Origin of the sequence: Halorubrum hochsteinianum, from assembly GCF_023702125.1 — an archaeon.
Classification (GTDB): Archaea; Halobacteriota; Halobacteria; order Halobacteriales; family Haloferacaceae; genus Halorubrum; species Halorubrum hochsteinianum.
This window is the reverse complement of record NZ_CP098415.1, coordinates 1,480,051-1,504,464: the sequence shown is the minus strand read 5'-3', so window position 1 is coordinate 1,504,464 and position 24,414 is coordinate 1,480,051. Positions and strand designations below refer to the sequence as shown.

Below are 24,414 nucleotides of genomic sequence, written 5' to 3'. Positions count from 1 at the left end.
CGGACAACCAACAACATGTACAAACGAGTTCGACTCAAGGACACGGTCGAGGTCCCGCCGAAGCACCTGGCGGACGTCACCGACGAGCGGGTGAAAGCTCTGCTCCAAGACAAGCTGGAAGGACGGATGGACGAGGACGTCGGCAGCGTCGTGAGCGTCATCGAGGTTCACGACATCGGCGAAGGGGCGGTGTTACACAACCGGCCCGGCGTCTACTACGAGGCGGAGTTCGACGCGCTCACCTACGACCCCGACATGCAGGAGGTCGCCGACGGCACCGTCGTCGAGACGGTGGAGTTCGGTGCCTTCGTCGGGATCGGTCCGGTGGACGGGCTGCTCCACGTCTCGCAGATCACCGACGAGTACCTCACGTTCGACGGCGCGAACCAGCAGCTCGCCTCGTCGGACTCCGACAAGACGCTCGGGGTCGACGACGCCGTGCGCGTCCGCGTCGTCACGAAGAGCATCGACGAGCGCAACCCCCGCGACTCGAAGATCGGACTCACGGCGAAACAGCCCGGCCTCGGGAAACACGACTGGCTCGAAGGCCAGCGGAAACACCGCGAACAGACCGGTGAGGAGGCCGACTGATGGTCGAGGACCGCCTGGCGTGTCGGGAGTGTCACCACGTCAACGACCCCGACGCCCAGACCTGCGCGCTGTGCGGGTCGTCGTCGCTGACGGAGGACTGGGCGGGCTACGTCATCATCACCAAGCCCACGGACAGCCAGATCGCCGAGGAGATGAACGTCTCCGAGGCGGGCGCGTACGCGCTCAAGGTCCGATAACCGTTCCCGCGGCCGCCGACGGAATCCGATGACCGACTCGCCCGACCCCCTTCTCACGCTGCCCGAATCGCTTCGCGACGCGTTCAAAGAGCCGCTGGGACCGGTGACGACCGACGCCAGCGCCCTCCTGAAGGCCGCCGACGAGACCCGCGAGCGGCACGGCTCCGCGGCGACGGGTCGCCCGCAACTGATCGCGGTCGGCGACGTGGTCACCTACCACCTCCGGGAGGCCGGTCGCGCGCCGGACGTGGCGTTCGTCGACGGGAAGACGGAGCGCGAGGCGGTCCGCGAGGAGATAGCGTCCGCGCTCGCCGAGACAGAGGGGCGACGGACGACCGTCGAGAACCCGGCGGCGGCGCTGTCGACCGCGCTGCTCGACGCGCTCGCCGAGGCGCTCGCGGCCGCCGACCCGGTGACGATCGAGGTGGCCGGCGAGGAGGACCTCGCGGCGCTACCGGCGATGCTCGCGGCACCGCTCGGGTCGACCGTCGTCTACGGACAGCCGAGCGAGGGGATGGTCCGCGTCGCGGTCACGCCCGAGGCCCGACGGCGGGCGAGGGAGCTGTTCGAGGGGCTGGACGGGGACGCAGCGGTCGCCTACGAGATCCTCGGCGTCGACCCGGACGAGGTCGGCGGGACCGACGCGGACTGAGTTCGGGGCGGCCGGGCGGCGTCACTCGGGGTCGACGGCGACGACGGTCGCCGCGAGGACGGCGAGACCGGCGACGAGGCCGACAGCGCTCACCAGCCACGGCGTCAGGGGGATCCCCGGGAGCGAGAGGTACGGCTCGATCCCGTTGCGCCGGAGGCCGTCGAGCGCTTCGAGCCCCCAGTGACCGCTCGCCAGCAGCGAGAGACCGACGACGACGCCGAGGCCGCCGGTGACGAAGCCGATCCCCGTGAGCGCGTCTTCGACGGCGAGGAGCGTCCAGACCTCGTCGTCGGTCGGTTCCGGACCGCGGGCCAGGCGGCGCTGGAGCGCGACGAGGCCGAGGCCCGCGCCGCCGGCCGCGACCGTGCCCGCCAGGGCGACGGCCGCGACGCCGAGCGGGGCCGAGGCCGGCGGGCCGGTGAAGGCCGATTCGCGGACGGACGCCGGGAGCGTCGCGACGAGCGGCGCGGCGAGCGCGCCGAGCAGGGCGATGACGCCGCAGGCCCGGGCCTTCCGGATCGGCGAGAACGGGACGACGATGTTCGCCGCCCGCTTGAGTTCGTATCGCGATCGGTCGGCCGGGTCGAACCGCGTGTCGTCGTCGGGCATCCGTGTGACAGGAGAAGGCACGGTCCGGAAGGGTGAAACCCTGACGCCGAACGGGACGGTCGGTCGACGACCGGCGAGCAGTTCGGCGGGGACACCCCCGCTTCGAAATCCTTTTACAGCTTTCGAGGGGATATACGCTTAACTGAACCATGGACGTCGATATCATCTCCGAGGAGGAGAACCCGATGCTGCACCGCACGGACATCCGTTTCGAGACGACGCACGAGGAGGCGACCCCCTCGCGGCTGTCGGTCCGCGACTCGCTCGCGGCCAAGCTGGACAAAGACTCCGAGGAGGTCGTCGTCCACGAGCTCGACACGAAGTTCGGCATGCGCAAGACGATCGGCTACGCGAAGGTGTACGACTCGGCCGCGGACGCCTTAGACGTCGAACAGGAGCACATGCTCGAACGCAACAAGATCGGCGACGAAGAGGCGGACGCCGAGGAAGCCTAACGCCCGCCGGATGCGCGTTCTCGGCATCGAGGGTACCGCGTGGTGCGCGAGCGCCGCGCTGTACGACGCCGAGGCCGACTCAGTTCTCATCGAATCCGACCCCTACGAGCCGGACAGCGGCGGCATTCACCCGCGGGAGGCCGCCGAACACATGTCAGAGGCGATCCCCGAGGTCGTCGACCGGGTGTTGACCGCGGCCGAGGCGGAGTACGGTCCGAACGCGGTCGACGCGGTCGCGTTCTCGCGCGGACCGGGGCTCGGTCCCTGCCTCCGGATCGTCGGGACCGCGGCGCGGTCGCTGGCCGGCACGCTCGACGTGCCGCTCGTCGGCGTCAACCACATGGTGGCGCACCTGGAGATCGGTCGCCACCGGTCGGGGTTCGAGAACCCGGTCTGCCTGAACGCCTCGGGCGCGAACGCCCACCTGCTCGGCTACCACGACGGGCGCTACCGCGTGCTCGGCGAGACGATGGACGCCGGCGTGGGCAACGCGATAGACAAGTTCACCCGCCACGTCGGCTGGAGCCACCCCGGCGGGCCGAAGGTCGAGGCGGCCGCGAAGGAGTTCGCCGCGGACGCGAGCGAGGCCGGGGGCGGAGGGTCCGAAGCGGCGGCCGAACTGCTCGATCTGCCCTACGTCGTCAAGGGGATGGACTTCTCGTTTTCCGGGATCAGCTCGGCTACCAACGACGCCGCGGACGAGGGCGTCGACGTGGAGCGGATCTGCTTTTCGCTCCAAGAGCACGTGTTCGCGATGCTCGCGGAGGTGTCCGAGCGCGCGCTGTCGCTGACTGGCGCGGACGAGCTGGTGTTGGGCGGCGGGGTCGCGCAGAACGACCGCCTGCGGGAGATGCTGGCCGTGATGTGCGAGGCCCGCGGCGCGGACTTCTTCGCCCCGGAGCCGCGCTTCCTCCGGGATAACGCGGGGATGATCGCCGTGCTGGGCGCGAAGATGGCCGCCGCGGGCGACACCCTCCCAGTCGCCGAGTCCGCGGTCGACCCGAACTTCCGGCCCGATCAGGTGCCGGTGACGTGGCGGGCGGGCGAGTCCGTCGCGCGGGTCCCCGGCGGCGGAGAGGCAACGGGCGCAGGGAAGACAAGCGCGGAGGCGGCCGACCGCCGCGGCGCGGAGGCGACCGTCGCGGTCAGCGGGGCGGGCGACGACCGCCGCGTGACCAAGCGGCGGGTGGCGAAGTCGTACCGACACCCGGAACTGGACCGGACGCTCAGGCGCGAGCGGACCGTCGCGGAGGCCCGGCTGACAAGCGAGGCGCGGCGCGCGGGGGTCCCGACGCCGCTCGTGTACGACGTCGACCTCGCGACCGCGACGCTGACCCTCCAGTACGTCGGCGAGCGGGACCTCGCGGCCGCCCTCGACGAGCGCTGGACGGAGCGCGTCGGCCGCCGCCTCGCGCGGCTCCACCGCGCGGGGATGGTCCACGGCGACCCGACCACCCGGAACGTCCGGGTGTCGCCGGGCGGTCGGGGCGACGGGAGATCGAACGGGGGCGCGGGGGAGACGCCGGAGACGTACCTCATCGACTTCGGGCTCGGCTACCACACGGGCCACGTCGAGGACCACGCGATGGACCTCCACGTGTTCGAGGGGTCGATCCGGGCGACCGCGACCGACCCCGACCCGCTGATCGCGGCGTTCGAGGCCGGGTACGACTCCGTCGGCGACCCCGAGGTCATCGACCGGCTCCGAGACGTCGCCGACCGCGGGCGGTACCGCTGACGGCGGCGGTGCGGCCGGGCAGCGGTGCGGAGAGGCGTCGGGCGGCCGCGCGGCGCGACCAGAGACCGGTTGCGCCACGATTTATGGTGCCGGCCGACAGAGTGCGTCGTATGGCAGACAAACAGTCGTCGGGAGAGATTCTCGGCATTCCGTACAACTTCGAGCGGCCGAGCCTCGGGCGGCTCCTCTCGTCGTACTGGCAGCCCGGCAAGGGGATGCTCGTCGAGAAGCCGTTCGGCATCGGCTACACGCTGAACCTCGCCAACTGGCGGTCGTGGATCGTCCTCGCGGTCGCGGGCGGACTGTACTACCAGCAACAGCAGTCCGGGGGTTCGGGCGGCCTCGACGAGGACGCGCCCGAGGACGACGACGGGCCGGTGGAAGTGATCGTCGACGACGACTGAGCGCGGTCGCGCCGGATCCACCGGTCGGTTCCGCGTGCCGCGACGACGCGGTCGCCGGTTCTCGCCGCTGATTCCGTATCGGTTTCTTTTAAATACGAGAAGGACGGAGTGGAGCCAATGAAGGTACAGTTCGAGTGCTCGTGTTCGGAGGAGATCTCCGAGTTCACCCGCGGAGAGACCAGCCGCGGGGTTCACGTGGAGTGCGGCAACTGCGGCGCGGTGTACGCCGTGACGATCACCGAGTTGGAGTAGCGGGCGGGGTCGTCGACTCGAAGCGGAGCCGGACCGTGGTGCCGTCGTCGTCCGCCTCGAACCGGACGGTGCCGCCCTGCGTCTCGCACATCCACTTGACGAGCCACAGTCCGATGCTGCTCGCGTGCGAGAGCGCCGTCTCCTCTTCGGCCTGTAACACGGCGCGTTCGTCCGAGGGGATGCCCGGGCCGTTGTCGGTGACCTCCAGGCACGTCGTCGCCCCGTCGTCGCGGATCGTCGCGTCCACGCGTCGGGTCGACGCGTCGTTGTGCGTCACCGCGTTCTCGAACACCTCGCGGATCGGGAAGGCGACGGAGTCGTCCGCGCGGATCCACGCCTCCGAGGGGCCCTCGACGGTGACCGAGGCGTCGTCGGCGTCGACGGTTCCGACCGCCTCGCGAACCGCGTCGACGAGGTCGACCCGACCGTCGGGTCGCTCGGGCGACGCGTCCTCGATCACCCGGAGCTTCTCGCTGATCGCGACGACGTCGTCGGTCGTCTCCCGGATCGTCGCGACGTACTCCTCGCCGCGGTCGTCGTCGATCCGGTCGCCGAGGAGGTCCGCGTACCCGCGGATCACGTTGAGGTCGTTCCGGACGTTGTGCCGGAACACCCGGCTCAACACCTGTAGCTGCTGGTTGGAGGTTTCGAGGTCCCGACGGGCGAGCTCCGCCCGGCGGCGGTGGTAGGTGACCGCTCCGTAGAGGAGACCGCCGGAGCCGGCGATCAGCAGCCAGTCGCCGACCAGACGCGTCGGCGTCCACGCGGTCGCGGTGCCGCTCGCGGCGGCGACCGCGAGGTCGGCCGCGACCGCGAACAGCGCTCCGACACAGAGGTACGCCGCCGTGAGCGCGGTCGCCGACCGGCCGTAGACGAATTCCGATCTACATTTCATTTGTATTTAATTTATACTCAAGTGAATGTTCTCGTAGGGGGCGCGTCTACGGCCGACGGCTTAAACTTTGACCGCCCGACGCCGGAGCGGCGGGGGGTCACCACGCGGCGCAGTCCGCACAGACGAACGCCTCGCCGTCGCGCCAGCGGCGCTCGACGCGCTCGCCGCACCGGTCGCAGGCCGCGCCGTCGGCGTGCCACGTCGAGGTGGCGGTCGCGAGAGCGGCGTCCGGGGCGTCGGCGGCGGGGTCGGTGTCCGGGGGATCGGCGTCCGAGTCGGCCTCGGTGGTCTCGTCGGAGTCGTCGACGGCTCCGTCCGGGGCGAAGTCGTCGAGCGACCGGTCCTCGGACATCTACGCCTCCCGCCGGAGCCGGTCGACGACGTACTCGCGCTCCAGTTCGCCGAGGAACTCGCCGAGCCGGGGCCCCTGCGTGTCGTCGAAGAACAGGCGGTACCCCGCCGCGAAGAAGTCGCTCACCTCGACGCCGTGGTCGCGGGCGGTCTCGTACATCTCCGCCTGAATCTCCTCGCCGTCCTGGCCGGCCGCGACGAAGTCGGCGAGGTCGTCGAGCGCGGCCGCGACGTCGTCGTCGAACTCGGCCTCGGGGAGGTCGGTCTGGAGCCGGTAGTCGTACTCGTTCCCGGTCCGTTCCGACCAGTTGCGGGCCTGCTCCACGCGGGCGAGCGCGGCGTCGACCGCGGCGTCGTCGGCGTCGTCGGGGATGTGCCCCTCGTCGCGGGCGAGCCGCTCGCGGAAGTCGGGGTCGTCCACCATCCCGAGGACCGCCGCGAACGTGTAGGGGAGCCGGATCGGCTTCTCCGTCGGCGGGTCGTCGGGCCGACCGACGACGAACGGGTACGCGCGCTCGGCGAAGGCGGTCAGGTCCGGGTCGTCGACCTCGCCGAAGTAGGCGCGCTCGAACCGGTCGAAGCGGTCGACGAGCTGGTCGAGCCGCTCGACGTCGAGGTCGCGGGCCTTCTTCGGGTGGAGCGCGAAGAAGAAGCGCAGCACCTCGGGTTCGAGCAGTCCCAGCAGCTCCTGTACCGTGACGACGTTGCCCTCGGAGGAGGAGAACGCCTCGCCGTTGAGCGTGAACCACTCGTACACCATCGGCACGGGCGGCTCCTCGCCGAACACGTTCCGGGCGACGTCGACGCCGGAGGGCCACGACCCCTCCGCGTGGTCCTTGCCGAACGGCTCGAAGTCGACGCCGAGGACGCCCCACTGGGCGGGCCACTCCAGCCGCCACGGGAGCTTCCCCTCCCGGAACGTCGCGGTGCCCTCGTGGCCGCACCCCTCGATGGTGTTGCCGCCGGCGTCCATGTCGGTACAGAGGTAGTCGACGGTCTCACGATCGAGGTCGATGGCCGTCACCGTCTCCGTGACCTTCCCGCACGACTCGCAGACGGGGTTGAACGGGACGTACTCGTCGTCGACCTTGTCCTGATACTCGGAGAGCACCTCGCGGACGCGGTCGACGTCGCCGAGGACCGTCCGGACCGCGTCGTCGAAGTCGCCGTCGGCGTACAGCTCGGTGTTCGAGAGCATCTCGACGGGGACGTTCAGCCGGTCGGCGTCGGCCTTCAGCAGGCCGGCGAAGTGGGCCGCGTACGACTCGGACTCGCCGAACGGGTCCGGGATCGACGTGTACGGCTTCCCGAGGTTGCGGCCGAGCGCGCCGGCGTCGACCTCGCCGAGCCCGACGATGTCGCCGTCGGCGTTCGCCAGCTTGCGCGGGACCTTCCGGAGCGGGTCCTTGTCGTCGGAGGTGAACACCTGTCGGACCTCGCGGCCGCGGTCGCGGAGCACCTCGGCGACGAAGTAGCCGCGCATGATCTCGTTGAAGTTGCCGAGGTGCGCGACCCCGGAGGGGGAGACGCCGCCCTTGATCACGATCGGCTCGTCGGGCTCGCGCGCCTCGATCTCGTCGGCGACCACGTCGGCCCAGAAGGCGCGGAACGTCTCGTCCGCCCGGTCGTCGGTCGCCTCTCCCTCGTCTAACGCGGACGCCTCGGAGAGGATGTGCGGGGAGTCGTCGGGCTGGGAGTCGGCCGGCGAGTCGTCGGCCGGACCGTCGCGGTCGGCGTCGTCCGCGCTCATCGCTCACCCGTCCAGTAGCTCGGTTCGTCGCCGTCGGTCGGCACCACGTCCGTCCCGGTGTGGTCGCCGCGGAGGACGGCGTCGACGACGGCGGTCGGGTCGGTCCCGTCGAGGACGATCGACCGGATCCCCGCCCGGTCGATCAGCTTTGCGGCGAGCAGGTCGACGGGCGCGGAGGCCCCAGCGTTCCGGCTCATCGGGAGGACAATATCGACGAGTTCGGCCGGCGACAGCGACGCGTACTGCGTCGCATCGGGGTCGGCGTTGGGGTCGGCGTCGTACACGCCGTCGGCGCTGGTGGCGTACACGAGCAGGTCGGCGTCGACCGACTCCGCGAACGCGGCCGCGACCGCGTCGGTCGTCTGTCCCGGGGTGACGCCGCCCATCACCGCGGCCTCGCCGCGGCGGAGCGCCGCGCCGGCCTCCTCGTAGTCGGTCGCGGGCGCGAGGTTCGCGCGGTCGCCGAGCGCCGCGATCAGCAGTCGCGCGTTGAGCCGAGTGGTGCCGATGCCGAGCCGGTCGAGTTCGACCTCGTTGGCCCCGATCTCGCGGGCCGTCTCGATGTACTCGCGGGCGACGCCGCCCCCGCCGACGACGACCCCCACCTCGCAGCCGTCGGTGACCAGCCGTTCGATCGCCTCGGCGTACGCGGCCACGCGCTCGGGGTCGAGGTCCGGCGCGAGGACGCTTCCGCCGACAGAAACGACGACTCTCATTGGCGACGAGTACCCCTGTCGCGGTCTTAAGGATTGTCAAGCCCGGACGCGCGGGTCGCGCCGAGGGAGCCGCCGACCCCCGGCCGTCGCCCCGAGCCGACCGGGAAACGCCTAAGCCGGTCGCGTCCCGCTCTCGGGTATGCGACCGATATCGATCGTCGGGGACGGTGCTCCGAGGCTGGCGCGACGGCTCGCGGCGCGGCTCGGCGGGCGCGTCGCCGTCGTCGAGCGGGACGACGCCGCCGACGGCGACCGACCGGGCTCGGGCGACGCGACCGCCGACGGCGGGGTCGTCGACGGCGGGGTCGCCGACCCCGGACAGCGCCCCGGTGCCGACACCGCGCTCGCGTTCGACGGCGACGGGAACTGGACCGGCCGAGGGGAGACCGAGGGGTTCGACGACCTGCTGGACGGGCTCGCCCCCGACCACGACTACCTGATCGCGGTCGGCGAGTCGCGGCTGCGGGTGCCCGCGGTCCTCCTCGGCGAGGACCCGGACCCCGAGAGCGTGCCGGGGACCGTCCTCGCGACCGCGCCCGCCCCGGACGCGGTCGACCTCGAGGGGCTGGTCGCGGACCTCGACGCCGCGGAGCCGTGGATCACCCGCGAGACGCTGGTGCGGCGCGTCGAGGCGTCGGCGGACGCGGACCGGTCGGGCGCGATCGCCACGTTCACCGGTCGCGTGCGCGCCCGCGATGGTCCCGAGGACGACCGGACGACGCACCTCGCCTTCGAGAAGTACGAGGGGGTCGCCGCCGAGCGGATGGACGCCATCGCCGACGAGCTGACGGACCGCGACGGCGTCTTCGACGTGCGGATGCACCACCGCACGGGCGTGATCGAGGCGGGCGAGGACATCGTGTTCGTCGTCGTCCTCGCTGGCCACCGGCGGGAGGCGTTCCGGACCGTCGAGGACGGGATCGACCGCCTGAAAGACGAGGTGCCGATATTCAAGAAGGAGGCGACGGAGTCGGAGACGTTCTGGGTTCACCGGCGCGACTGAGGGAGCCGGAGGCCCGCGCGGACGGTGCGGACGCCGGCGCGGTCGACGCCGCGCGAGGGGCGCGCGGTCGGTCCGAGGGGCCGGAATAGGGTCGTTTTTGCCGCAAACCGTCGGTCGAACGGAGCGACGACGACGGCATCGATGACGAAGTCGTGATCCGAGAAGAAGGGTTTAGAACTGTTTATAAAATTTCTAAGCCGGTTTAAAACGTTTCTAAAACGTCCGTCAGACACGTTTTAGCCGCGCGGTCTCGGTGAAACGCCCTGAAACCCTCTGAACGTCACCCAACGGTGTCACCTTTATAACACCCTCCGGCGGCAAGCGTGGGATGTACTATGAGCGCGACTGCGAACCCCTCCACGAACGCGAGCGCGAACGACGACCGCAGCAAGGAAGAGCGGCTGAAGGACTACCTGCTCGACCGCGCACAGGACGGCGAGATGTATTTCAAAGGGAAGTTCATCTCCGAGGACGTCGACCTCTCCCCGAAGGAGATCGGCGCGCTGATGGTGAAGCTCCGCGACTCCGCGACGGAGCTCACGGTCGAGAAGTGGTCGTACACGGGCGCGACGACCTGGCGCGTCGAGCCCGCCTGATCCGGTCTCGCGCCGCGACAGCAGCCGACTCGTTCGATCCCCGCCGCGCTCGACCCGCGGCGCGGTCCCCGCCCGCGCTTTTCGGACACGCTCGAATCCGCGAGCGACCGCTCCGGTGGTTCGGTTCCGGTCCCCGTGCCCGCCGACGCGGGGTTTATACTCGCCGACCGGTTACGACGTGCCGATGTCAGACCACGAGGACGCGGCGACGCCCGACGACGGCGCGCCGCGTCCGGAGCCGCTCCGAACCTTCTTCCGGATCGACGAGGTCCGTCGCGAGGACGGCCGCGTGCGATACCATGGCGAGTCGTACGTCCCGGAGCGGACGCTGCTGCGGAAGCTGACTCCGTACTTCCGGGAGGCGGGTTACGAGGTCGACGTCGAGGCCGTCGAGGGCGGCCACGTCGTCGTCGCGACGCCGTTCGACCGCGGCGGCGACGGGATCCCCTGGGTGAACGTCGCCATGTTCGCGGCGACCGTGCTGTCGACGCTGTTCGTCGGCGCGTACGGCTGGTACTACGTCCCGCTCTCGGAGATCCAGTCGAACCCGCTGACGCTGCTTCGGGCGTGGCCGTTCACCGCCGCCGTCCTCGGCGTCCTGATGACCCACGAACTCGGCCACTACGCCGCCGGGCGCTACCACGGCGTCCCCGTCTCGCTCCCGTACGTCATCCCGTTCATTTTCCCGTTCGGGACGCTGGGCGCGGTCATCCGCATCCGCGGCCGCATGCCCTCGCGGAAGGTCCTCTTCGACATCGGCGCGGCCGGTCCCATCGCCGGGCTGGTCGCGACGGTGGCGGTGACCGCGATCGGCCTCTCGCTCGACCCGATCCGAGTGCCCGCGGAGCTGGCGAGTTCCTCCGGGGCGATGATCCGGTTCAACAACCCGCCGCTCTTGGGGCTCATCGCCGACGTGCTCGGTCAGCCGACGAGCTACGGCGACCCGCGGCTCACCGCCCACCCGGTGGTGATCGGGGGGTGGGTAGGGATGTTCTTTACCCTCCTCAACCTCCTGCCGGTGGGCCAACTGGACGGCGGCCACATGGTCCGGGCGATGCTCGGGCCGCGACAGGAGACGGTCGCGGCGCTCGTCCCCGGCGTCCTGTTCGGGATCGCCGCGTACCTCCACTTCTGGCGGGGGCTCGGCCTGAACGAGTCCGTCGGACTGTGGGCCTTCTGGGGCGTGTTCGCGGCGGTGATCGCGTTCAACGGCCCGGCGGACCCGACCGACGAGGGCGGGCTGGGGCTGCCGCGGCTCGCCGTCGGCGTCGCCACGTTCGCCGTCGGCGCGCTCTGCTTCCTCTTAGTGCCGATCCAAGTCATCGGAGGGTGACGCCGCGATGAGCGGACTCACCTCGCTGCTGTCCGCGCGGGCCGAACGGCTCGGCTTCCGGACGCTGTACCGGCTCGCCGACCTGACGTACGCGCTCGGCGTCGCGACCCCGAAGCGGACGGTCGCCGGGACCTACTGGAGCTACGAGCCGACGAACCCCCACGGCGACGATCCCGGGCTCGCCGCGCTCGACCGCCTGCCGGACGACGCGGTGATCCTCGACGCCGGCGCGCACGTCGGCGAACACGCGATCCCGCTGGCTCGGGACACCGACCGGCGGGTGGTCGCGTTCGAGCCAAACGGCGAGAGCGCGGACCGGCTGGCCCGGAACGCGGAGCGGAACGGGCTCGGCGACCGGATCGACCTCCGGCGGGCGGGAGTCGGGGACGCGGACGCGACGCTGACCTTCTACCGGTCGACGTTCTCGAAGTGCTCCGCGTTCGACCGCGACCTCGCCACGAGGTGGGGCGCGAGCGTCGCGGGCACGGAGTCGGTCCCGGTCCGGCGGCTCGACGACCTCGTTGAGGGGGTCGGCGATCGCCGACCGGACGAGAGGGTCGGCGATCGCCGGCCGGGCGAGAGAGCCGGCGAGTCCGGGGCGACCGGGGGCGTCCCCGTCCCGTCGCCGGACGCGATCAAGGTCGACGTGGAGGGCCACGAGGCCGCGGTCCTCCGGGGGGCGGCGGGGGTGATCGAAACCCACCGCCCGCTGCTCGTGGTCGAGGTTCACGACGCCGAGTCGGGAGTCGACGGGGGTGAGGCGGCCGAGGGTTCCGCGACCGACGACGACCTCCGCGAGTGGCTACAGGCGCGCGGCTACGCGGTCGAGGACGCGGAGGACGTGTGGGTGTGTCGGCCGACCGAGGAAGCGTCGGCGCGGAACTGAGTCAGTCGTCGCGCCGGTTCTTCATGCCCTGTCGGGTGAACTGCGGCGTGGCGCGGAGCCCGCGCTTCGTGCGGAACGACCGGTACAAGGCGATCGCGAGCGGCGCGGACAGCGCGAGGATGCCCAAGGCGATCCGCCACTGCTGGGTGAACGAGTAGAGGATCGTCGCCGAGAGGACGCCGACGGCGAGCAGCACGGAGTAGGCGATCCGCATCGCCAGCTTCTCCAAGACGTCGGTGTCGTCCTCCAAGACGACGTTGACCGTCAGGTCGTCGCGGTTGGCGCGGTCGAGGAACTCGTCCGCCTTCGGCGGCACGGTGAACAGCGCCTCGGTGGTCCGTTGCACCTGCCTGCCGGCGTCCTCGGCGAGGTCGCGGGCGGTCTGCTCGTAGTACCCCTCCTCGCGGAGGTAGTCGGTCGCGGTCGAGATGAAGTCGAACTCGGGGTCGAGCGTGACGCAGACCCCCTCGACGACGGTGGCGACCCGGAGGACCAGCGCGAGGTTCGGCGGGAGCCGCAGCGGGAACTCGTAGATGGTCGACTCCACCTGCTCGATGATCTGGTTCACCTGATACTGCTCGATGTCCTCGCCGCTGGCGTCGGCGATGGCGAGTTCCATCACGTTGCCCATTACCTCCCGGTCGGCCTCCGGGGAGAGCGTGCCCATCGAGACCAGCGTGTCGAGGATGGCGTCGATGTCCTGTCTGGCGACCGCGACGTAGAACTCCACGATCTTCTCCTGGATGAACGGGTCGACCCGGCCCGCCATCCCGAAGTCGTAGAAGATGACGGAGCCGTCGTCGTCGACCGCGAGGTTCCCCGGGTGGGGGTCGGCGTGGAACACGCCGTCCTCGATGATCATCTGGAGGTACACCTCCTGAAGCGTCTCGGCGATCGCGGTGCGGTCGTGGCCCGCCTCGTCGAGCGCGTCGACGTCGCTTATCTTCGTGCCCGGAACGTACTCCATCGTGAGCACCCGCGGGCCGGAGACCGCCTCGTACGTGCGCGGGATCCGGATCCGCTCCTCGTCGGCGAAGTTGCCGCGGATCTCTTCGAGCATCGTCCGCTCGCGGGCGTAGTCCATCTCCTCGTGGATCGTCTTGTCGAACTCGTCCGCGAGGTTCTCCAAGGAGAACGCCCGGCCGGCACCCGTGAACCGCTTGATGAGCGGGATCGACCAGCGGATCGTCCGGAGGTCGGCCTCGACGAGCGACTCGATGCCGGGACGGCGGACCTTCACCGCCACCTGATCGCCCTCGTACCGGGCCGTGTACACCTGCCCGAGGCTCGCGCCGCTTATCGGGTCGCGGTCGAAGTCGTCGAACGTCTCGTCGACCGGGCCGAACTCGTCTTCGAGGACGACCCTCGACTCCTCCCACGACGCCGGGGGCACGTCGTCCTGGAGCCCCTCCAGCACCTCGATGTACGCCGGCGGGAGGATGTCGGGCCGCGTGGAGAGGATCTGGCCGAGCTTGATGAACGTCGGCCCGAGCGTGAGCAGGATGTCGAGCAGCACCGCGGCCCGCTCGCGCTGGGTCTCGGCGTCGACCTCGCGGCTCCCGCCGAACAGGAAGTACCGTCGCCTGTCACGCCAGTAGGCGACGATGAGCGGCGAGAACTGCCGCAGGACGACGACGAACCGCCAGTAGGCGCGAAGGTTGACCAGCGTGACCACCCGTCAGGCGTCGCCCTCGTCGTCCGCGTCGTCGACGGGGATGGTCCGGGAGACGTCGCTGTCGCGCTTGGGGAGCGAGATCTCGAGGACGCCGCGGTCGATCTCCGCGTCCGCGCCCGCCCCGTCGGCGTCGGTCGGGAGGGTGAGCTCCGCGTCGAGGAACAGCGGGCGGTCCTCGCGGACGTACTCGAACCCCTCGGGGACCGCCTTCTCGCGGCGACCCTCAATCTCGATGCGCCCGTCCTCGACGAGGACCTCGGTGGTCTCGGCGGTCGCGCCCGGGAGGTCGATGACGAGGACGTACCCCTCGTCGGATTCGAGTAGGTCCGCAAACACCGCGTCCGGGAGGTCCCGGAGCGCGTCGCGTAGCGCTGACATAGAGGCCGGTAGGGTCGCCGCGGCGAAAAAGCTGTGGAAAAGCGGGGTTCGATCACTCCGAGCGGTCTCGGTCGCCGGAGCCGCGGCGGCCGGGCCCGGAGCCGTCGGAGTCGCCGTCGAACGGGTCGAGGTCGATCGGCCCGATGTCCTCGCCCTGCGACTCGCCCGGGAGGATGTCGCCGAGCCCAGCGCCGAACGCGGCCGCGGCCCAGACGACCGCGATCCGGCCGGCGCGCTCCGTGCCCGTGGGATCGCCCTCGTGGAGCCGCCCCCAGAACAGCAGCATCACCGTCGACGTGGTCAGCGAGACGAGCAGGACGCCGGCGTACCGGCGGGGGATGAAGCCGAGTATCGGGTGTCTGATCGTGATCTGCCGGAAGTCGGCGAAGTAGAGCAGCCCGGCGACCGCGGCGAAGACGAACCCGACGTGGACGAGGAGGAGGACCGGCACCCCGGCGACGGTGATCGCCGCGAACCACGCCGCGATCTCGAAGACGCCGCCCTCGACGAGCAGCGGGAGCGCGAACAGCACCGAGCCGACGAACGACTCGGCCAGGTCCCGGGACGTGTACTTTGTGATCCGCTCGGCGAACGCCGCGCGGCCGGGCATGCGCTCGACGAGCGAGATCGTCTGTCGGACCTTCTCGCGCTCGTGGCCCTCGTCGACCGTGTCGCTGAGCGCGTCGAGCTTCGCGAGCAGGTCGTCGATGTCGGGCTCGTCCGGCCCGTGCGCGGCGTCGGTCCCCTCGCCGGACCCCGCCCCGCGGATCGTGTCCGCGTCCCGTTCGTCGCTTTCCACCATGTTCTGTCGCGACGGGCGACCGGCCTAAAAGCGTGACTGGCTCGCGGGAGGGGACCGCCGCAGCGGGGCGGGCCCGGGCGCGGTGCGGGCTACAGTCCGTCGAGGAAGCCCGCGAGCGCCTCGTTGAACGCGGCCGGGCGTTCGAGCATCGCGAGGTGGGCGGCGTCGGGGAGTTCGGTCCACTCTCCGGCCGGGATCCGGTCGGCGAGGTACTCGTGGTACGCCGGCGGGGTGAGTACGTCGTGCGCGCCGACGACCCCGAGCGCCGGGACGTCGACCGCGTCGAGGCGCTCCCGGACGTCGAAGCGGTGGCAGGTCAGGAAGTCCCGTTCGGTCACCTCGCGGCCGCACGCCCGCATCGACGCCTTCGAGAGTTCGACGTACTCGGCGGGGGCGTCGTGGAACAGTCGATCCGGCTCGTGGAGCGTCGACACCGCCCGGTCGAAGTCGCTCGCGAGCGCCTCGCGGAGGGACTCGGCCACCGCGAGCTTCGCGCCCGTGCCCGCGAGGACGAGCCCGTCGAGCGCGAGGTCGCGCTCTAAGGCGACCCGCAGCGCGACCGCGCCGCCCAGCGAGTTGCCGCATATCACGGTCGCGCCCGTCGCCTCGGCGACCGCGATTACGTCGTCGGCGTACGCGTCGAGCGTCTCGGGGCCGGCGGGCGTCGCGACGTCGTCGCTGTCCCCGTGGCCCGAGAGGTCGACGGCGACGGCCGGGAACCGGTCGGCGAGCCGCGCCTGCGACTTCCAGACGTCCTTCGTGCCGCCGCTGCCGTGGACAAAACAGACCGTCGGTCCGTCGCCGCCGCGGTCGAAGCGCCGGTACGCCGTCGCGCGGCCGTCGTGGGTGAGCCGTTCCATGGTGGACCGGTTCGACGCGGGGGGCCATAAACGCCGGAGGGAGCGGACGCGGGGGCGGGAACCGGGGCTCGAATCGGCGTCGATTCGACCCGAACCGCTACACTACCGATACGCGATGTGACTCTCACGTCATGCGATTTTTTGCGATAAGTTTATATACCTGCGCGACTAACTCGTAGTTAGGATGGATCACATACAGACCCAATCGACCGGCGACGGCGCGCTGTTGCGCCGGTACGAGTACGACGACGGGTGGATCGTCGCCGCCGACTTGGGCGTCGACGACGAGACCGTCGCGATCGACACCGTCGGCGAGACGGCGATCGTCGTCGTCGAAGGACCGGAAGAGCCGGTCGAAACGGAGTTCGAACTGCCCGGAACGGCCGCGTCCGCGGCCGTGAACAACGGCGTTCTCACCGTGGAGGGCGAGCGATGAAGCTCACCGTCAAGCCGCTGAAACAGAAGGACGCCGGTCGCCGCCTCGCGGCGATCGACCGCGTCGCGGCCGACGAGCTGGGGCTCTCCGGCGGGGACATCGTCCGCGTCGAGGGCTCGGACGGGGCGGCGATCGCCCGCGTCTGGCCCGGCTACCCCGAGGACGACGGCACCGGCGTGATCCGCATCGACGGCCGCCTGCGGCAGGAGGCCGACGTTGGGATCGACGACCGCGTGACCGTCGAGGACGTGGACGTCTCGCGGGCGGACGCGGTGACGATCGCCTTCCCGAGCCAGCTGCGGGTGCGGGGGCAGATCGCCCCGTTCATCCGCGACAAGCTCTCCGGCCAGCCGGTGACCGAGGGGCAGACGATCCGGACGTCGCTCGGCTTCGGGCTGATGGGCGGTCAGTCGCAGGCGGTACCGATGAAGATCGCCGAGACCAGCCCCGGCGGCACGGTGGTCATCACCGACGAGACGGAGATCAGCATCTCCGAGATCTCCGCCGAGGAGATCGCCGACCGCGGCGAGGCCGCGGGCGGGACCGGCGAGGGGCCGGACGTCACCTACGAGGACATCGGCGGGCTCGACGACGAGCTCGAACAGGTCCGAGAGATGATCGAGCTGCCGATGCGGCACCCGGAGCTGTTCAAGCGCCTCGGCATCGACCCGCCGAAGGGCGTCCTGCTCCACGGCCCGCCGGGCACGGGGAAGACGCTGATCGCGAAGGCCGTCGCCAACGAGATCGACGCCAACTTCCACACGATCTCCGGTCCGGAGATCATGTCGAAGTACTACGGCGAGAGCGAAGAGCAGCTCCGCGAGGTGTTCGAGGAGGCGTCCGAGGAGTCGCCCGCGATCATCTTCATGGACGAGCTCGACTCCATCGCGCCCAAGCGCGAGGAGGCCGGCGGCGACGTGGAGCGCCGCGTCGTGGCCCAGCTCCTCTCGCTGATGGACGGGCTCGAGGAGCGCGGCGAGGTCGTCGTCATCGGGGCGACGAACCGCGTCGACGCCATCGACCAGGCGCTCCGCCGGGGCGGCCGCTTCGACCGCGAGATCGAGGTCGGCGTCCCCGACCGCAACGGCCGCAAGGAGATCCTCCAGGTCCACACGCGGAACATGCCGCTGGCCGACGGGATCGACTTAGACGAGTACGCCGAGAACACCCACGGCTTCGTCGGGGCCGACCTCGAGTCGCTCGCGAAGGAATCGGCGATGCACGCCCTGCGCCGCATCCGCCCGGAGATCGACCTCGAATCGGACGAGATCGACGCCGACGTGCTGAACAGCATCCAGGTGACCGAGGCGGACTTCAAGGAGGCGATCAAGGGGATCGAGCCCTCCGCGCTACGGGAGGTGTTCGTGGAGGTCCCCGACGTCACCTGGGACGACGTCGGCGGGCTGGAGGGCACCAAAGAGCGGCTCCGCGAGACGATCCAGTGGCCCTTGGAGTATCCCGAGGTGTTCGAGGAGCTCGACATGCAGGCCGCGAAGGGCGTCTTGATGTACGGCCCGCCGGGTACGGGGAAGACCCTGCTCGCGAAGGCCGTCGCCAACGAGAGCGAGTCCAACTTCATCTCGATCAAGGGGCCGGAGCTGCTGAACAAGTACGTGGGCGAGTCCGAGAAGGGAGTCCGCGAGGTGTTCAGCAAGGCCCGCGAGAACGCGCCGACGATCGTGTTCTTCGACGAGATCGACTCGATCGCGACCGAGCGCGGGAAGAACTCCGGCGACTCCGGCGTCGGCGAGCGCGTCGTCTCCCAGCTGCTGACGGAGCTCGACGGGCTCGAATCGCTGGAGGACGTGGTCGTCATCGCGACGACGAACCGGCCCGACCTCATCGACTCGGCGCTGCTGCGCCCCGGTCGGCTGGACCGGCACGTCCACGTGCCCGTCCCCGACGAGACGGCGCGCCGCCGGATCTTTGAGGTCCACACGCGGGACAAGCCGCTGGCCGACGACGTTGACCTCGACGCGCTGGCGCGCAAGACCGACGGCTACGTGGGTGCCGACATCGAGGCGGTCGCCCGCGAGGCCTCGATGAACGCCTCCCGGGAGTTCATCGGCAGCGTCTCCCGCGAGGAGGTCGGCGAGTCCGTCGGCAACGTCCGCGTGACGATGCAGCACTTCGAGGACGCGCTGAGCGAGGTGAACCCCAGCGTCACCCCCGAGACGCGCGAGCGCTACGAGGAGATTGAAAAGCAGTTCAAGCGGTCCGACGTGGACCGCACCGAGGCGGAGCCGGGCGCGGCGTTCCAGTAAGTCGCCCCGCCGACCCTCCGACCCGCGATCCGTTATACCAGTCCGAGCGTCGACAGCAGGTAGAACGCGGCGACGACGACGATTCCGATCGTGACGAGCCGCCACGCCAGCTTCAGGATGAACTTCCCGACGACGATGACGAGCGCGACGGCGACCAGGGCGACGAGCAGTTGCCCGAACTGGCTACCGAGGAGCGCGGCCTGCGCCGGCGCGGCGAGGCCGGCGAGCGCGAGCGATGAAGCGGTCATGTCCGGGTCCATGGCGAGGCCGGGCATAAGCTTGTGGGACCGGGCCGCGACGGAAGTAATCGGAGATTGATACGTCCGCGGCAAGAACTGCGGAAGAGTCGGTCGCAAACGCGCCAACGAGCCGGCGGTACGGGTGTCGACGGTCGTCGAGACCGCGGAATCCGTCGGCGCGCAACCCCCCTTTTGTTCCGGTGGGGATCAGCTTCCTTCGGGCGGTTTTCGCGAGAGACCATTAGTTTCACCGCGGTCTACCCATGCTTATCTTCCCGGAGGCCGTTCCTAACCGACGTACCGAATTTAGCGTCAGACGCGCGGCACAGACGTTACATACCGAATCGGACACGTAGACGCCGGTCGGGTCCGGACATCCGAACGTACAAGGGCCCGCCTCGCCACCACACCAACAGTACGAATGATCCAGATCCCACGCCAAGCCAGCGGGGTGACCGTCGAATGAGCAGCGACGGTGTCACCGCGGACGACCTCGAACTGCCGATCAAACGCACCACGGGCGACACGATGGAGGAGCGCCTCACGGGCAACGCCTACCACAACATCCTGCCCGCGCGCTACCTCCGGAAGAACGCGGACGGAGAACCGGACGAAGACCAAGAGGAGCTGTTCGACCGCGTCGCGCGCAACGTCGCGCTCGCCGAGGCGGTCTTCGAAGCCGAGCGGCAGGGCGTCGACGTCACCGTCACGCCCGACCAGCTGAAGCCCGACCACCCGCGGCGCGACGAGCTCGCCGAGGAGGTCTTCGGCGCGGGCGTCACCGCCGACGACGACGCGGAGGCGACGCTGACGGAGCACAACGTCAACAAGTTCGCGTACGACACCGTCGTGCCCGAACTGCCCGACGGCGTGCGCGAGCACGTCGAGGAGACCGCCGACACGTTCCGCGACGGGATGGAGTCGCTGTCGTTCATGCCGAACTCCCCGACGCTGATGAACGCGGGCGACGAGCTCCAGCAGCTCTCCGCCTGCTTCGTCGACTCCCCCGACGACGACATCACAGACATCCACCAGACCGCCAAGGAGGCGGCCGAGGTGTTCCAGTCCGGCGGCGGGATGGGGTACGCCTTCTGGCAGCTCCGCCCCTACGGCGACGCGGTCGGCTCGACCGGCGGCATCGCCTCCGGACCGATCACGTTCATGCGGACGTTCGACCAGATGTGCGAGACGATCGCGCAGGGCGGCGCGCGCCGCGGCGCGCAGATGGGCGTCATGCGCATCTCGCACCCGGACGTCATCCAGTTCATCCACGCGAAGAACAAGGACGTCTCCCTGGCCCACTCGCTGCGGCTCAACGACCCCGACGACTTCACGCACAACTCCTTCGCGGACGCCTTGGAGGAGGCCCGCGATCTCATCGACGAGGACGGGAAGGTCCCGGAACACCTCCGGAACGCGGTCGAGGGACACCTCTCGAACTTCAACATCAGCGTCGGCGTCACCGACGACTTCATGGACGCGCTCCGCAACGACGAGGAGTTCACGTTCACCAACCCCCGCACCGGGGAGGCCCACGTCGCGACGCCGGAGACGAAGGAGCTGTACGACATGTTCGGGCTCGGCGAGCACGTCGAGGTCGGCGAGGAGCTCTCGATCCCGGCCGCCGAGATCTGGGACGACATGATCGAGGGGGCCCACGAGAACGGCGAGCCGGGCGTCGTCTACCTCGAACGGATCAACAAGGAGCACTCCTTCGACGTCGAGGAGAACCCGGACCACCGGATCCTCGCGACGAACCCGTGCGGCGAGCAGCCGTTAGAGGAGTACGAGGCCTGTAACCTCGGTCACATCAACCTCTCGACGCTCGCGGACCTCGACGCGCCCGACTGGCGCGTGTGGTCCGACGAGCACGCCGACGAGTACGAGACGCACGCCGACGCGATCGACGCGTTCCTCGACGAGGCGATCGACTTCGAGGAGTTCGACGACCGGATCGCGTACGGCACCCGCTTCCTCGAGAACGTCGTCACGATGTCCGACTTCCCGGTCGACCAGATCGAGCAGAAGGTCCGCGACATGCGGAAGATTGGACTCGGGATCATGGGGCTCGCGCAGCTGTACATCCAGCTCGGCGTCCGCTACGGCTCCGAGGAGGGCAACGAGATCGCCCGCCAGCTGATGACCCACATCAACCACGAGTCGAAGCTGGCCTCCCACGAGCTCGCCGAGGAGCGCGGGACGTTCAACGACTGGGACGATTCGAAGTACGCGAACCCGACGGAGTACGCCGACTGGTTCGAACACTACACCGGGCTCGACGCCGACGAGTGGGAGGACGGGTTCCCGATCCGTAACCACAACACGACGACGATCGCCCCCACGGGCACGACGTCGATGATCGGCAACACGACGGGCGGCTGTGAACCGATCTACAACGTCGCCTACTACAAGAACGTCTCCGACGACGTTCAGGGCGACGAGATGCTCGTCGAGTTCGACGACTACTTCCTCCGCACGCTGGAGGCCAACGACATCGACGTCGAGGCCGTCAAGGAGGAGGCGCAGGCCCAGATGGCCGAAAACGAGTTCGATGGCGTCGACGGCTTAGAGACCGTTCCGGACGCGATCGGCGAGCTGTTCGTCGTCACCGGCGACCTCTCGGCGAAGGACCACGCGGGCGTTCAGGTCGCCTGCCAGAAGGGCGTCGACTCCGCCATCTCGAAGACCGTCAACGCGCCGAACGACTCCACGCTCGGCGACGCGAAGGAGGTGTTCGAGTACATCTACGAGAACGGCGGGAAAGGCGTCACCTACTACCGCGACGGCACCCGCTCGAAGCAGGTGCTCACGACGCGCGCCCAGAACACGGAGTTCGCCGACGAGAGCGAGGCCGCGGAGACCATCGTCGAGCAGATCAACGAGGTCTTCGGCGGCGTCGAGGCGTTCCTCGACAACGAGGACGTCCAGACCGCGATCGACGCGGAGGTCGCGGGCCTGCTCGAAGCGACCGAGCAGCCCCGGATCGACTACAGCGAGCGCAGTCCCCGTCCCGACTCCCTGAACGGCGTCACGCAGCGGGTCGAGACGGGCTACGGCAAGCTGTACGTCACCATCAACGAGGACGACGAGGGGCTGCCGTTCGAGCTGTTCGCGAACATCGGCCACTCCGGCGGCTACACGAACTCCTTCACGGAGGCGCTCGCGAAGGTTATCTCGACGGCGCTCCGCTCGGGCGTCGACCCCGAGGAGATCGTCGACGAGCTACAGGGCACCCGGAGCCCGAAGGTCGCGTGGGACAAGGGCGAGCAGATCCAGTCGATCCCGGACGCGATCGGGACGGCCCTGCGCCGCTACCTCGACGACGACGTCGACAAGGGGATTCCCCAGCAGCAGAGCCTCGACGACGTCGAAGAGAGCGCGGCGAGCGAGTCCGCGGGCCGCCCGAGCCAGACCGACGGCGGTGCGGTCGACGCGGCGGCCGGAAACGGCGCGCTCGACGCGCCCGAGGCGGCCGACGACGCGGCGGGCGCGGACGACGCGATGCAGGAGCTCATCGCGGCGGGCGAGTCGCCCGAGTGCCCGGACTGCGGCGGCATGAACCTCTACTACTCCGAGGGCTGCAAGACGTGCGAGTCATGCGGCTGGTCGGAGTGTTAGACGGGGCGGATCGACGCCGGTAACGAGCGGTCGGCGACGCGGTTTTTCTTTTCAGGTCGGTCCGGAAGCGACGGCTGTCGGGAGCGAACGTCGCGCTTCGACGGGGTGGTAATCCCCCGTCGATCGCCGGACGCACGGCTCCGGGGGTCGAAAGGCGGAGAGAGAATCGCCGACGGGTCGGTCAGTCGTCTTCGAGCGCCTGCGCGATGCGTTGGAGCTGGCGGGTCGCGTCGCGGACCTCGTCGCGGAGCTGGCGGACCTCGCGGACCAGTTCCTCGTTGCCGCCGTCGTCGCCGCGCTCGCCCTGGGCGCCGGGCCCGCCGCCCATGCCGGGCGGGCCGCCCGCGCCGCCGGGGCCGCCGCCGCCCATCATGCCGGACATCATCTGCGCGAAGGGGTTGCCCCCGCCGCCGCCACCGCCCATCCCCGGCGGGCCGCCGCCGCCCATCATCTCCTCGGGGTCCGGTCGGTCGCCCTCCTCGCGCTCCTGCTCGCGTCGCTCGCGGATCTCCTCGACGCGCTCGCGGAAGGACTTCTCCTCGCCGTCGTCGCCCTCCGGGGCGTCGCCCTGTTCGCCGGCCTCGCCGTCTGTGGCGTCGTCGTCTGCCATGCGCCACGGTTCGGCGGCGCTGCCGAAAAGGGTTGCCGTGGCGTCCGCGACGGTGCGTTTATAAGCGGCGCGACGCGGACGAGTCGGGGCTCCGGCGGCTCACTCGTGTCCGGAGACGCGGACCGGCTCGTAGGGTTCTTCGAGCCACTCGATGTCGGAGTCCGAGAGGTCGACGTCGAGCGCCTCGACCGCGTCTTCGAGGTGTTCGACGCTCGTCGTGCCGACGATGGGCGTGTCGACCCACTCCTTGTGGAACAGCCACGCGAGCGCGATCTGGGCCATCTTCACGCCCTTCTCCGCGGCGAGTTCCTCGACGCGCTCGTTGACCGCGAGCCCGCCGCCCTCGCGGTACGGGTGGGCGTAGAGGTGCTCTTCCGTCTCGCCGCGGAGCGTCGCGTCCACCTCCTCGTGGGGGCGCGTCAGGTAGCCGCGGGCGAGCGGACTCCACGGCATCACGCCGATCCCCTGCTTCTCGCAGAGCGGCAGCATCTCCCGTTCCTCCTCGCGGTACGCGAGGTTGTAGTGGTTCTGCATCGTGGCGAACCGCTCGTACCCCTCGCGGTCGCTGGTGTGGAGGGCGTCCGCGAACTGGTGTGCCCACATCGAGGACGCGCCGACGTACCGCACGTCGCCGCGCCGCACGGCGTCGTCGAGCGCCGCGAGGGTCTCCTCGATTGGGGTCTCGTCGTCCCAGCGGTGGATCTGATAGAGGTCGATCGTGTCGACGCCGAGCCGGTCGAGGCTGTGCTGTAGCTCCTGTTCGATCGCCTTCCGCGAGAGGCCGCCCGAGTTCGGGTTCGACTCGTCCATCTGGAAGTACCCCTTGGTGGCGAGGACGTACTCGTCGCGGTCGTACCCGTCGAGCGCCTCCCCGAGGACGCGCTCGCTCTCGCCGTTCGAGTACATGTTGGCGGTGTCGAAGAAGTTCACCCCGAGGTCGATGGCGCGCTCGACCAGCTCCTTCCCCGCCGCCTCGTCGAGGACCCACTCGCGCCAGTCCGAGTCGCCGAAGCTCATACAGCCGAGACAGATCTTCGAGACGGTGGTGCCGGTGTTCCCGAGCGTCGTGTACTCCATACGCGGATCAGTTCGAGGCGAGATAAA

General features: G+C 70.0%; 26 protein-coding genes. 14 read left to right on the top strand and 12 right to left on the bottom strand.

Annotated elements, in window-relative coordinates; all coding sequences use genetic code 11:
• Nucleotides 1-15: 15 nt before the first annotated feature.
• From NAF06_RS07500 to NAF06_RS07490, 3 genes are read left to right on the top strand one after another with little or no spacing between them, the layout of a single operon-like run.
• Nucleotides 16-591: a DNA-directed RNA polymerase gene (locus tag NAF06_RS07500; RefSeq protein ID WP_006114408.1), complete on the top strand. Its 576-nt coding sequence runs from the start codon at nucleotides 16-18 to the stop codon at nucleotides 589-591.
• On the top strand, nucleotides 591-788 hold the full coding sequence (spt4, locus tag NAF06_RS07495) for a transcription elongation factor subunit Spt4 (protein ID WP_008584777.1): 198 nt from the start codon (nucleotides 591-593) through the stop codon (nucleotides 786-788). Before NAF06_RS07500 ends, spt4 begins: the two co-directional genes overlap by 1 nt.
• A 28-nt stretch (nucleotides 789-816) precedes the next feature.
• Nucleotides 817-1,440 (top strand): GTP-dependent dephospho-CoA kinase family protein, encoded by a 624-nt coding sequence (locus NAF06_RS07490; protein WP_008584780.1) that lies wholly within the window; start codon nucleotides 817-819, stop codon nucleotides 1,438-1,440.
• 21 nt (nucleotides 1,441-1,461) lie between these two features.
• Here the strand turns inward: NAF06_RS07490 and NAF06_RS07485 are convergent, their stop codons facing one another.
• Nucleotides 1,462-2,049, bottom strand: a complete 588-nt coding sequence (locus NAF06_RS07485) for a hypothetical protein (RefSeq protein ID WP_008584782.1) — start codon at nucleotides 2,047-2,049, stop codon at nucleotides 1,462-1,464.
• A gap of 149 nt (nucleotides 2,050-2,198) precedes the next feature.
• On the opposite strand from NAF06_RS07485, the gene NAF06_RS07480 reads away from it, so the two are divergent.
• The 4 genes from NAF06_RS07480 to NAF06_RS15480 all read left to right on the top strand — a co-directional run bounded on the left by NAF06_RS07480 (nucleotide 2,199) and on the right by NAF06_RS15480 (nucleotide 4,898).
• Complete coding sequence (locus NAF06_RS07480; RefSeq protein WP_006630233.1) at nucleotides 2,199-2,504, top strand: 30S ribosomal protein S24e; 306 nt, start codon at nucleotides 2,199-2,201, stop codon at nucleotides 2,502-2,504.
• A gap of 10 nt (nucleotides 2,505-2,514) precedes the next feature.
• A complete protein-coding gene (locus tag NAF06_RS07475) occupies nucleotides 2,515-4,242 on the top strand; it encodes a bifunctional N(6)-L-threonylcarbamoyladenine synthase/serine/threonine protein kinase (RefSeq protein WP_008584785.1) in 1,728 nt (575 codons plus the stop codon).
• Nucleotides 4,243-4,352: 110 nt separating this feature from the next.
• Nucleotides 4,353-4,646: a DUF5808 domain-containing protein gene (locus NAF06_RS07470; RefSeq protein WP_008584787.1), complete on the top strand. Its 294-nt coding sequence runs from the start codon at nucleotides 4,353-4,355 to the stop codon at nucleotides 4,644-4,646.
• Nucleotides 4,647-4,763: 117 nt separating this feature from the next.
• A complete protein-coding gene (locus tag NAF06_RS15480) occupies nucleotides 4,764-4,898 on the top strand; it encodes a hypothetical protein (RefSeq protein WP_004597316.1) in 135 nt (44 codons plus the stop codon).
• Here the strand turns inward: NAF06_RS15480 and NAF06_RS07465 are convergent.
• The 4 genes from NAF06_RS07465 to pyrH all read right to left on the bottom strand — a co-directional run bounded on the left by NAF06_RS07465 (nucleotide 4,882) and on the right by pyrH (nucleotide 8,610).
• Nucleotides 4,882-5,793: a sensor histidine kinase gene (locus NAF06_RS07465; RefSeq protein WP_008584790.1), complete on the bottom strand. Its 912-nt coding sequence runs from the start codon at nucleotides 5,791-5,793 to the stop codon at nucleotides 4,882-4,884. The two genes, NAF06_RS15480 and NAF06_RS07465, sit on opposite strands and share 17 nt — an antisense overlap.
• Before the next feature lie 97 nt (nucleotides 5,794-5,890).
• Nucleotides 5,891-6,145: a DUF7573 domain-containing protein gene (locus NAF06_RS07460; RefSeq protein WP_008584792.1), complete on the bottom strand. Its 255-nt coding sequence runs from the start codon at nucleotides 6,143-6,145 to the stop codon at nucleotides 5,891-5,893.
• Nucleotides 6,146-7,894 (bottom strand): lysine--tRNA ligase, encoded by a 1,749-nt coding sequence (lysS, locus tag NAF06_RS07455; protein ID WP_008584794.1) that lies wholly within the window; start codon nucleotides 7,892-7,894, stop codon nucleotides 6,146-6,148. It lies immediately after the preceding gene.
• Complete coding sequence (gene pyrH / locus NAF06_RS07450; RefSeq protein ID WP_008584796.1) at nucleotides 7,891-8,610, bottom strand: UMP kinase; 720 nt, start codon at nucleotides 8,608-8,610, stop codon at nucleotides 7,891-7,893. The genes lysS and pyrH overlap by 4 nt, the downstream gene beginning before the upstream one ends.
• Before the next feature lie 139 nt (nucleotides 8,611-8,749).
• Here pyrH and NAF06_RS07445 point away from each other — a divergent pair, with 139 nt between their 5' ends.
• The 4 genes from NAF06_RS07445 (at nucleotide 8,750) to NAF06_RS07430 (ending at nucleotide 12,428) form a co-directional block, all read left to right on the top strand.
• Nucleotides 8,750-9,613, top strand: a complete 864-nt coding sequence (locus NAF06_RS07445; RefSeq protein ID WP_008584798.1) for a molybdopterin synthase — start codon at nucleotides 8,750-8,752, stop codon at nucleotides 9,611-9,613.
• 335 nt (nucleotides 9,614-9,948) lie between these two features.
• Complete coding sequence (locus NAF06_RS07440) at nucleotides 9,949-10,209, top strand: DUF7123 family protein (RefSeq protein WP_006630225.1); 261 nt, start codon at nucleotides 9,949-9,951, stop codon at nucleotides 10,207-10,209.
• Between the two features lie 184 nt (nucleotides 10,210-10,393).
• On the top strand, nucleotides 10,394-11,542 hold the full coding sequence (locus NAF06_RS07435; protein ID WP_008584802.1) for a site-2 protease family protein: 1,149 nt from the start codon (nucleotides 10,394-10,396) through the stop codon (nucleotides 11,540-11,542).
• 7 nt (nucleotides 11,543-11,549) lie between these two features.
• Nucleotides 11,550-12,428, top strand: a complete 879-nt coding sequence (locus NAF06_RS07430) for an FkbM family methyltransferase (RefSeq protein WP_008584804.1) — start codon at nucleotides 11,550-11,552, stop codon at nucleotides 12,426-12,428.
• A gap of 1 nt (nucleotide 12,429) precedes the next feature.
• On the opposite strand, the gene NAF06_RS07425 is transcribed toward NAF06_RS07430, so the two are convergent.
• The 4 genes from NAF06_RS07425 to NAF06_RS07410 all read right to left on the bottom strand — a co-directional run bounded on the left by NAF06_RS07425 (nucleotide 12,430) and on the right by NAF06_RS07410 (nucleotide 16,143).
• Nucleotides 12,430-14,103: an ABC1 kinase family protein gene (locus tag NAF06_RS07425; protein ID WP_008584806.1), complete on the bottom strand. Its 1,674-nt coding sequence runs from the start codon at nucleotides 14,101-14,103 to the stop codon at nucleotides 12,430-12,432.
• A 3-nt stretch (nucleotides 14,104-14,106) separates the two neighbouring features.
• Nucleotides 14,107-14,481, bottom strand: a complete 375-nt coding sequence (locus NAF06_RS07420) for an Hsp20/alpha crystallin family protein (protein ID WP_008584808.1) — start codon at nucleotides 14,479-14,481, stop codon at nucleotides 14,107-14,109.
• 52 nt (nucleotides 14,482-14,533) lie between these two features.
• The gene (locus NAF06_RS07415) at nucleotides 14,534-15,283 is read right to left on the bottom strand and encodes a DUF2391 family protein (protein WP_008584810.1); all 750 of its coding nucleotides are present in this window, start codon (nucleotides 15,281-15,283) and stop codon (nucleotides 14,534-14,536) included.
• A gap of 89 nt (nucleotides 15,284-15,372) precedes the next feature.
• A complete protein-coding gene (locus tag NAF06_RS07410) occupies nucleotides 15,373-16,143 on the bottom strand; it encodes an alpha/beta fold hydrolase (RefSeq protein WP_008584812.1) in 771 nt (256 codons plus the stop codon).
• A gap of 184 nt (nucleotides 16,144-16,327) precedes the next feature.
• On the opposite strand from NAF06_RS07410, the gene NAF06_RS07405 reads away from it, so the two are divergent.
• Complete coding sequence (locus tag NAF06_RS07405) at nucleotides 16,328-16,579, top strand: Hsp20/alpha crystallin family protein (RefSeq protein ID WP_008584814.1); 252 nt, start codon at nucleotides 16,328-16,330, stop codon at nucleotides 16,577-16,579.
• The gene (locus NAF06_RS07400) at nucleotides 16,576-18,843 is read left to right on the top strand and encodes a CDC48 family AAA ATPase (protein ID WP_008584816.1); all 2,268 of its coding nucleotides are present in this window, start codon (nucleotides 16,576-16,578) and stop codon (nucleotides 18,841-18,843) included. Before NAF06_RS07405 ends, NAF06_RS07400 begins: the two co-directional genes overlap by 4 nt.
• A gap of 32 nt (nucleotides 18,844-18,875) precedes the next feature.
• Here the strand turns inward: NAF06_RS07400 and NAF06_RS07395 are convergent, their stop codons facing one another.
• On the bottom strand, nucleotides 18,876-19,118 hold the full coding sequence (locus NAF06_RS07395; protein WP_008584818.1) for a DUF8029 family protein: 243 nt from the start codon (nucleotides 19,116-19,118) through the stop codon (nucleotides 18,876-18,878).
• Nucleotides 19,119-19,544: 426 nt separating this feature from the next.
• Between NAF06_RS07395 and NAF06_RS07390 the strand changes: the two genes are divergently transcribed.
• Entirely contained in the window at nucleotides 19,545-22,700 is a 3,156-nt protein-coding gene (locus tag NAF06_RS07390) for an adenosylcobalamin-dependent ribonucleoside-diphosphate reductase (RefSeq protein WP_008584820.1), read from the top strand.
• A 181-nt stretch (nucleotides 22,701-22,881) separates the two neighbouring features.
• On the opposite strand, the gene NAF06_RS07385 is transcribed toward NAF06_RS07390, so the two are convergent.
• Together NAF06_RS07385 and NAF06_RS07380 are read right to left on the bottom strand one after the other, a co-directional pair.
• The gene (locus tag NAF06_RS07385; protein ID WP_008584822.1) at nucleotides 22,882-23,310 is read right to left on the bottom strand and encodes a hypothetical protein; all 429 of its coding nucleotides are present in this window, start codon (nucleotides 23,308-23,310) and stop codon (nucleotides 22,882-22,884) included.
• A gap of 99 nt (nucleotides 23,311-23,409) precedes the next feature.
• Nucleotides 23,410-24,387 (bottom strand): aldo/keto reductase, encoded by a 978-nt coding sequence (locus NAF06_RS07380; RefSeq protein WP_008584824.1) that lies wholly within the window; start codon nucleotides 24,385-24,387, stop codon nucleotides 23,410-23,412.
• Nucleotides 24,388-24,414: the final 27 nt, after the last annotated feature.

Bases quoted from the DNA above. Each gene is read 5' to 3' on its own strand.
- NAF06_RS07500 (WP_006114408.1), top strand. From the start codon at position 16: ATGTACAAACGAGTTCGACTCAAGGACACGGTCGAGGTCCCGCCGAAG.
- spt4 (WP_008584777.1), top strand. From the start codon at position 591: ATGGTCGAGGACCGCCTGGCGTGTCGGGAGTGTCACCACGTCAACGAC.
- NAF06_RS07490 (WP_008584780.1), top strand. From the start codon at position 817: ATGACCGACTCGCCCGACCCCCTTCTCACGCTGCCCGAATCGCTTCGC.
- NAF06_RS07485 (WP_008584782.1), bottom strand. From the start codon at position 2,049: ATGCCCGACGACGACACGCGGTTCGACCCGGCCGACCGATCGCGATAC.
- NAF06_RS07480 (WP_006630233.1), top strand. From the start codon at position 2,199: ATGGACGTCGATATCATCTCCGAGGAGGAGAACCCGATGCTGCACCGC.
- NAF06_RS07475 (WP_008584785.1), top strand. From the start codon at position 2,515: ATGCGCGTTCTCGGCATCGAGGGTACCGCGTGGTGCGCGAGCGCCGCG.
- NAF06_RS07470 (WP_008584787.1), top strand. From the start codon at position 4,353: ATGGCAGACAAACAGTCGTCGGGAGAGATTCTCGGCATTCCGTACAAC.
- NAF06_RS15480 (WP_004597316.1), top strand. From the start codon at position 4,764: ATGAAGGTACAGTTCGAGTGCTCGTGTTCGGAGGAGATCTCCGAGTTC.
- NAF06_RS07465 (WP_008584790.1), bottom strand. From the start codon at position 5,793: ATGAAATGTAGATCGGAATTCGTCTACGGCCGGTCGGCGACCGCGCTC.
- NAF06_RS07460 (WP_008584792.1), bottom strand. From the start codon at position 6,145: ATGTCCGAGGACCGGTCGCTCGACGACTTCGCCCCGGACGGAGCCGTC.
- lysS (WP_008584794.1), bottom strand. From the start codon at position 7,894: ATGAGCGCGGACGACGCCGACCGCGACGGTCCGGCCGACGACTCGCCG.
- pyrH (WP_008584796.1), bottom strand. From the start codon at position 8,610: ATGAGAGTCGTCGTTTCTGTCGGCGGAAGCGTCCTCGCGCCGGACCTC.
- NAF06_RS07445 (WP_008584798.1), top strand. From the start codon at position 8,750: ATGCGACCGATATCGATCGTCGGGGACGGTGCTCCGAGGCTGGCGCGA.
- NAF06_RS07440 (WP_006630225.1), top strand. From the start codon at position 9,949: ATGAGCGCGACTGCGAACCCCTCCACGAACGCGAGCGCGAACGACGAC.
- NAF06_RS07435 (WP_008584802.1), top strand. From the start codon at position 10,394: ATGTCAGACCACGAGGACGCGGCGACGCCCGACGACGGCGCGCCGCGT.
- NAF06_RS07430 (WP_008584804.1), top strand. From the start codon at position 11,550: ATGAGCGGACTCACCTCGCTGCTGTCCGCGCGGGCCGAACGGCTCGGC.
- NAF06_RS07420 (WP_008584808.1), bottom strand. From the start codon at position 14,481: ATGTCAGCGCTACGCGACGCGCTCCGGGACCTCCCGGACGCGGTGTTT.
- NAF06_RS07415 (WP_008584810.1), bottom strand. From the start codon at position 15,283: ATGGTGGAAAGCGACGAACGGGACGCGGACACGATCCGCGGGGCGGGG.
- NAF06_RS07410 (WP_008584812.1), bottom strand. From the start codon at position 16,143: ATGGAACGGCTCACCCACGACGGCCGCGCGACGGCGTACCGGCGCTTC.
- NAF06_RS07405 (WP_008584814.1), top strand. From the start codon at position 16,328: ATGGATCACATACAGACCCAATCGACCGGCGACGGCGCGCTGTTGCGC.
- NAF06_RS07400 (WP_008584816.1), top strand. From the start codon at position 16,576: ATGAAGCTCACCGTCAAGCCGCTGAAACAGAAGGACGCCGGTCGCCGC.
- NAF06_RS07395 (WP_008584818.1), bottom strand. From the start codon at position 19,118: ATGCCCGGCCTCGCCATGGACCCGGACATGACCGCTTCATCGCTCGCG.
- NAF06_RS07390 (WP_008584820.1), top strand. From the start codon at position 19,545: ATGAGCAGCGACGGTGTCACCGCGGACGACCTCGAACTGCCGATCAAA.
- NAF06_RS07385 (WP_008584822.1), bottom strand. From the start codon at position 23,310: ATGGCAGACGACGACGCCACAGACGGCGAGGCCGGCGAACAGGGCGAC.
- NAF06_RS07380 (WP_008584824.1), bottom strand. From the start codon at position 24,387: ATGGAGTACACGACGCTCGGGAACACCGGCACCACCGTCTCGAAGATC.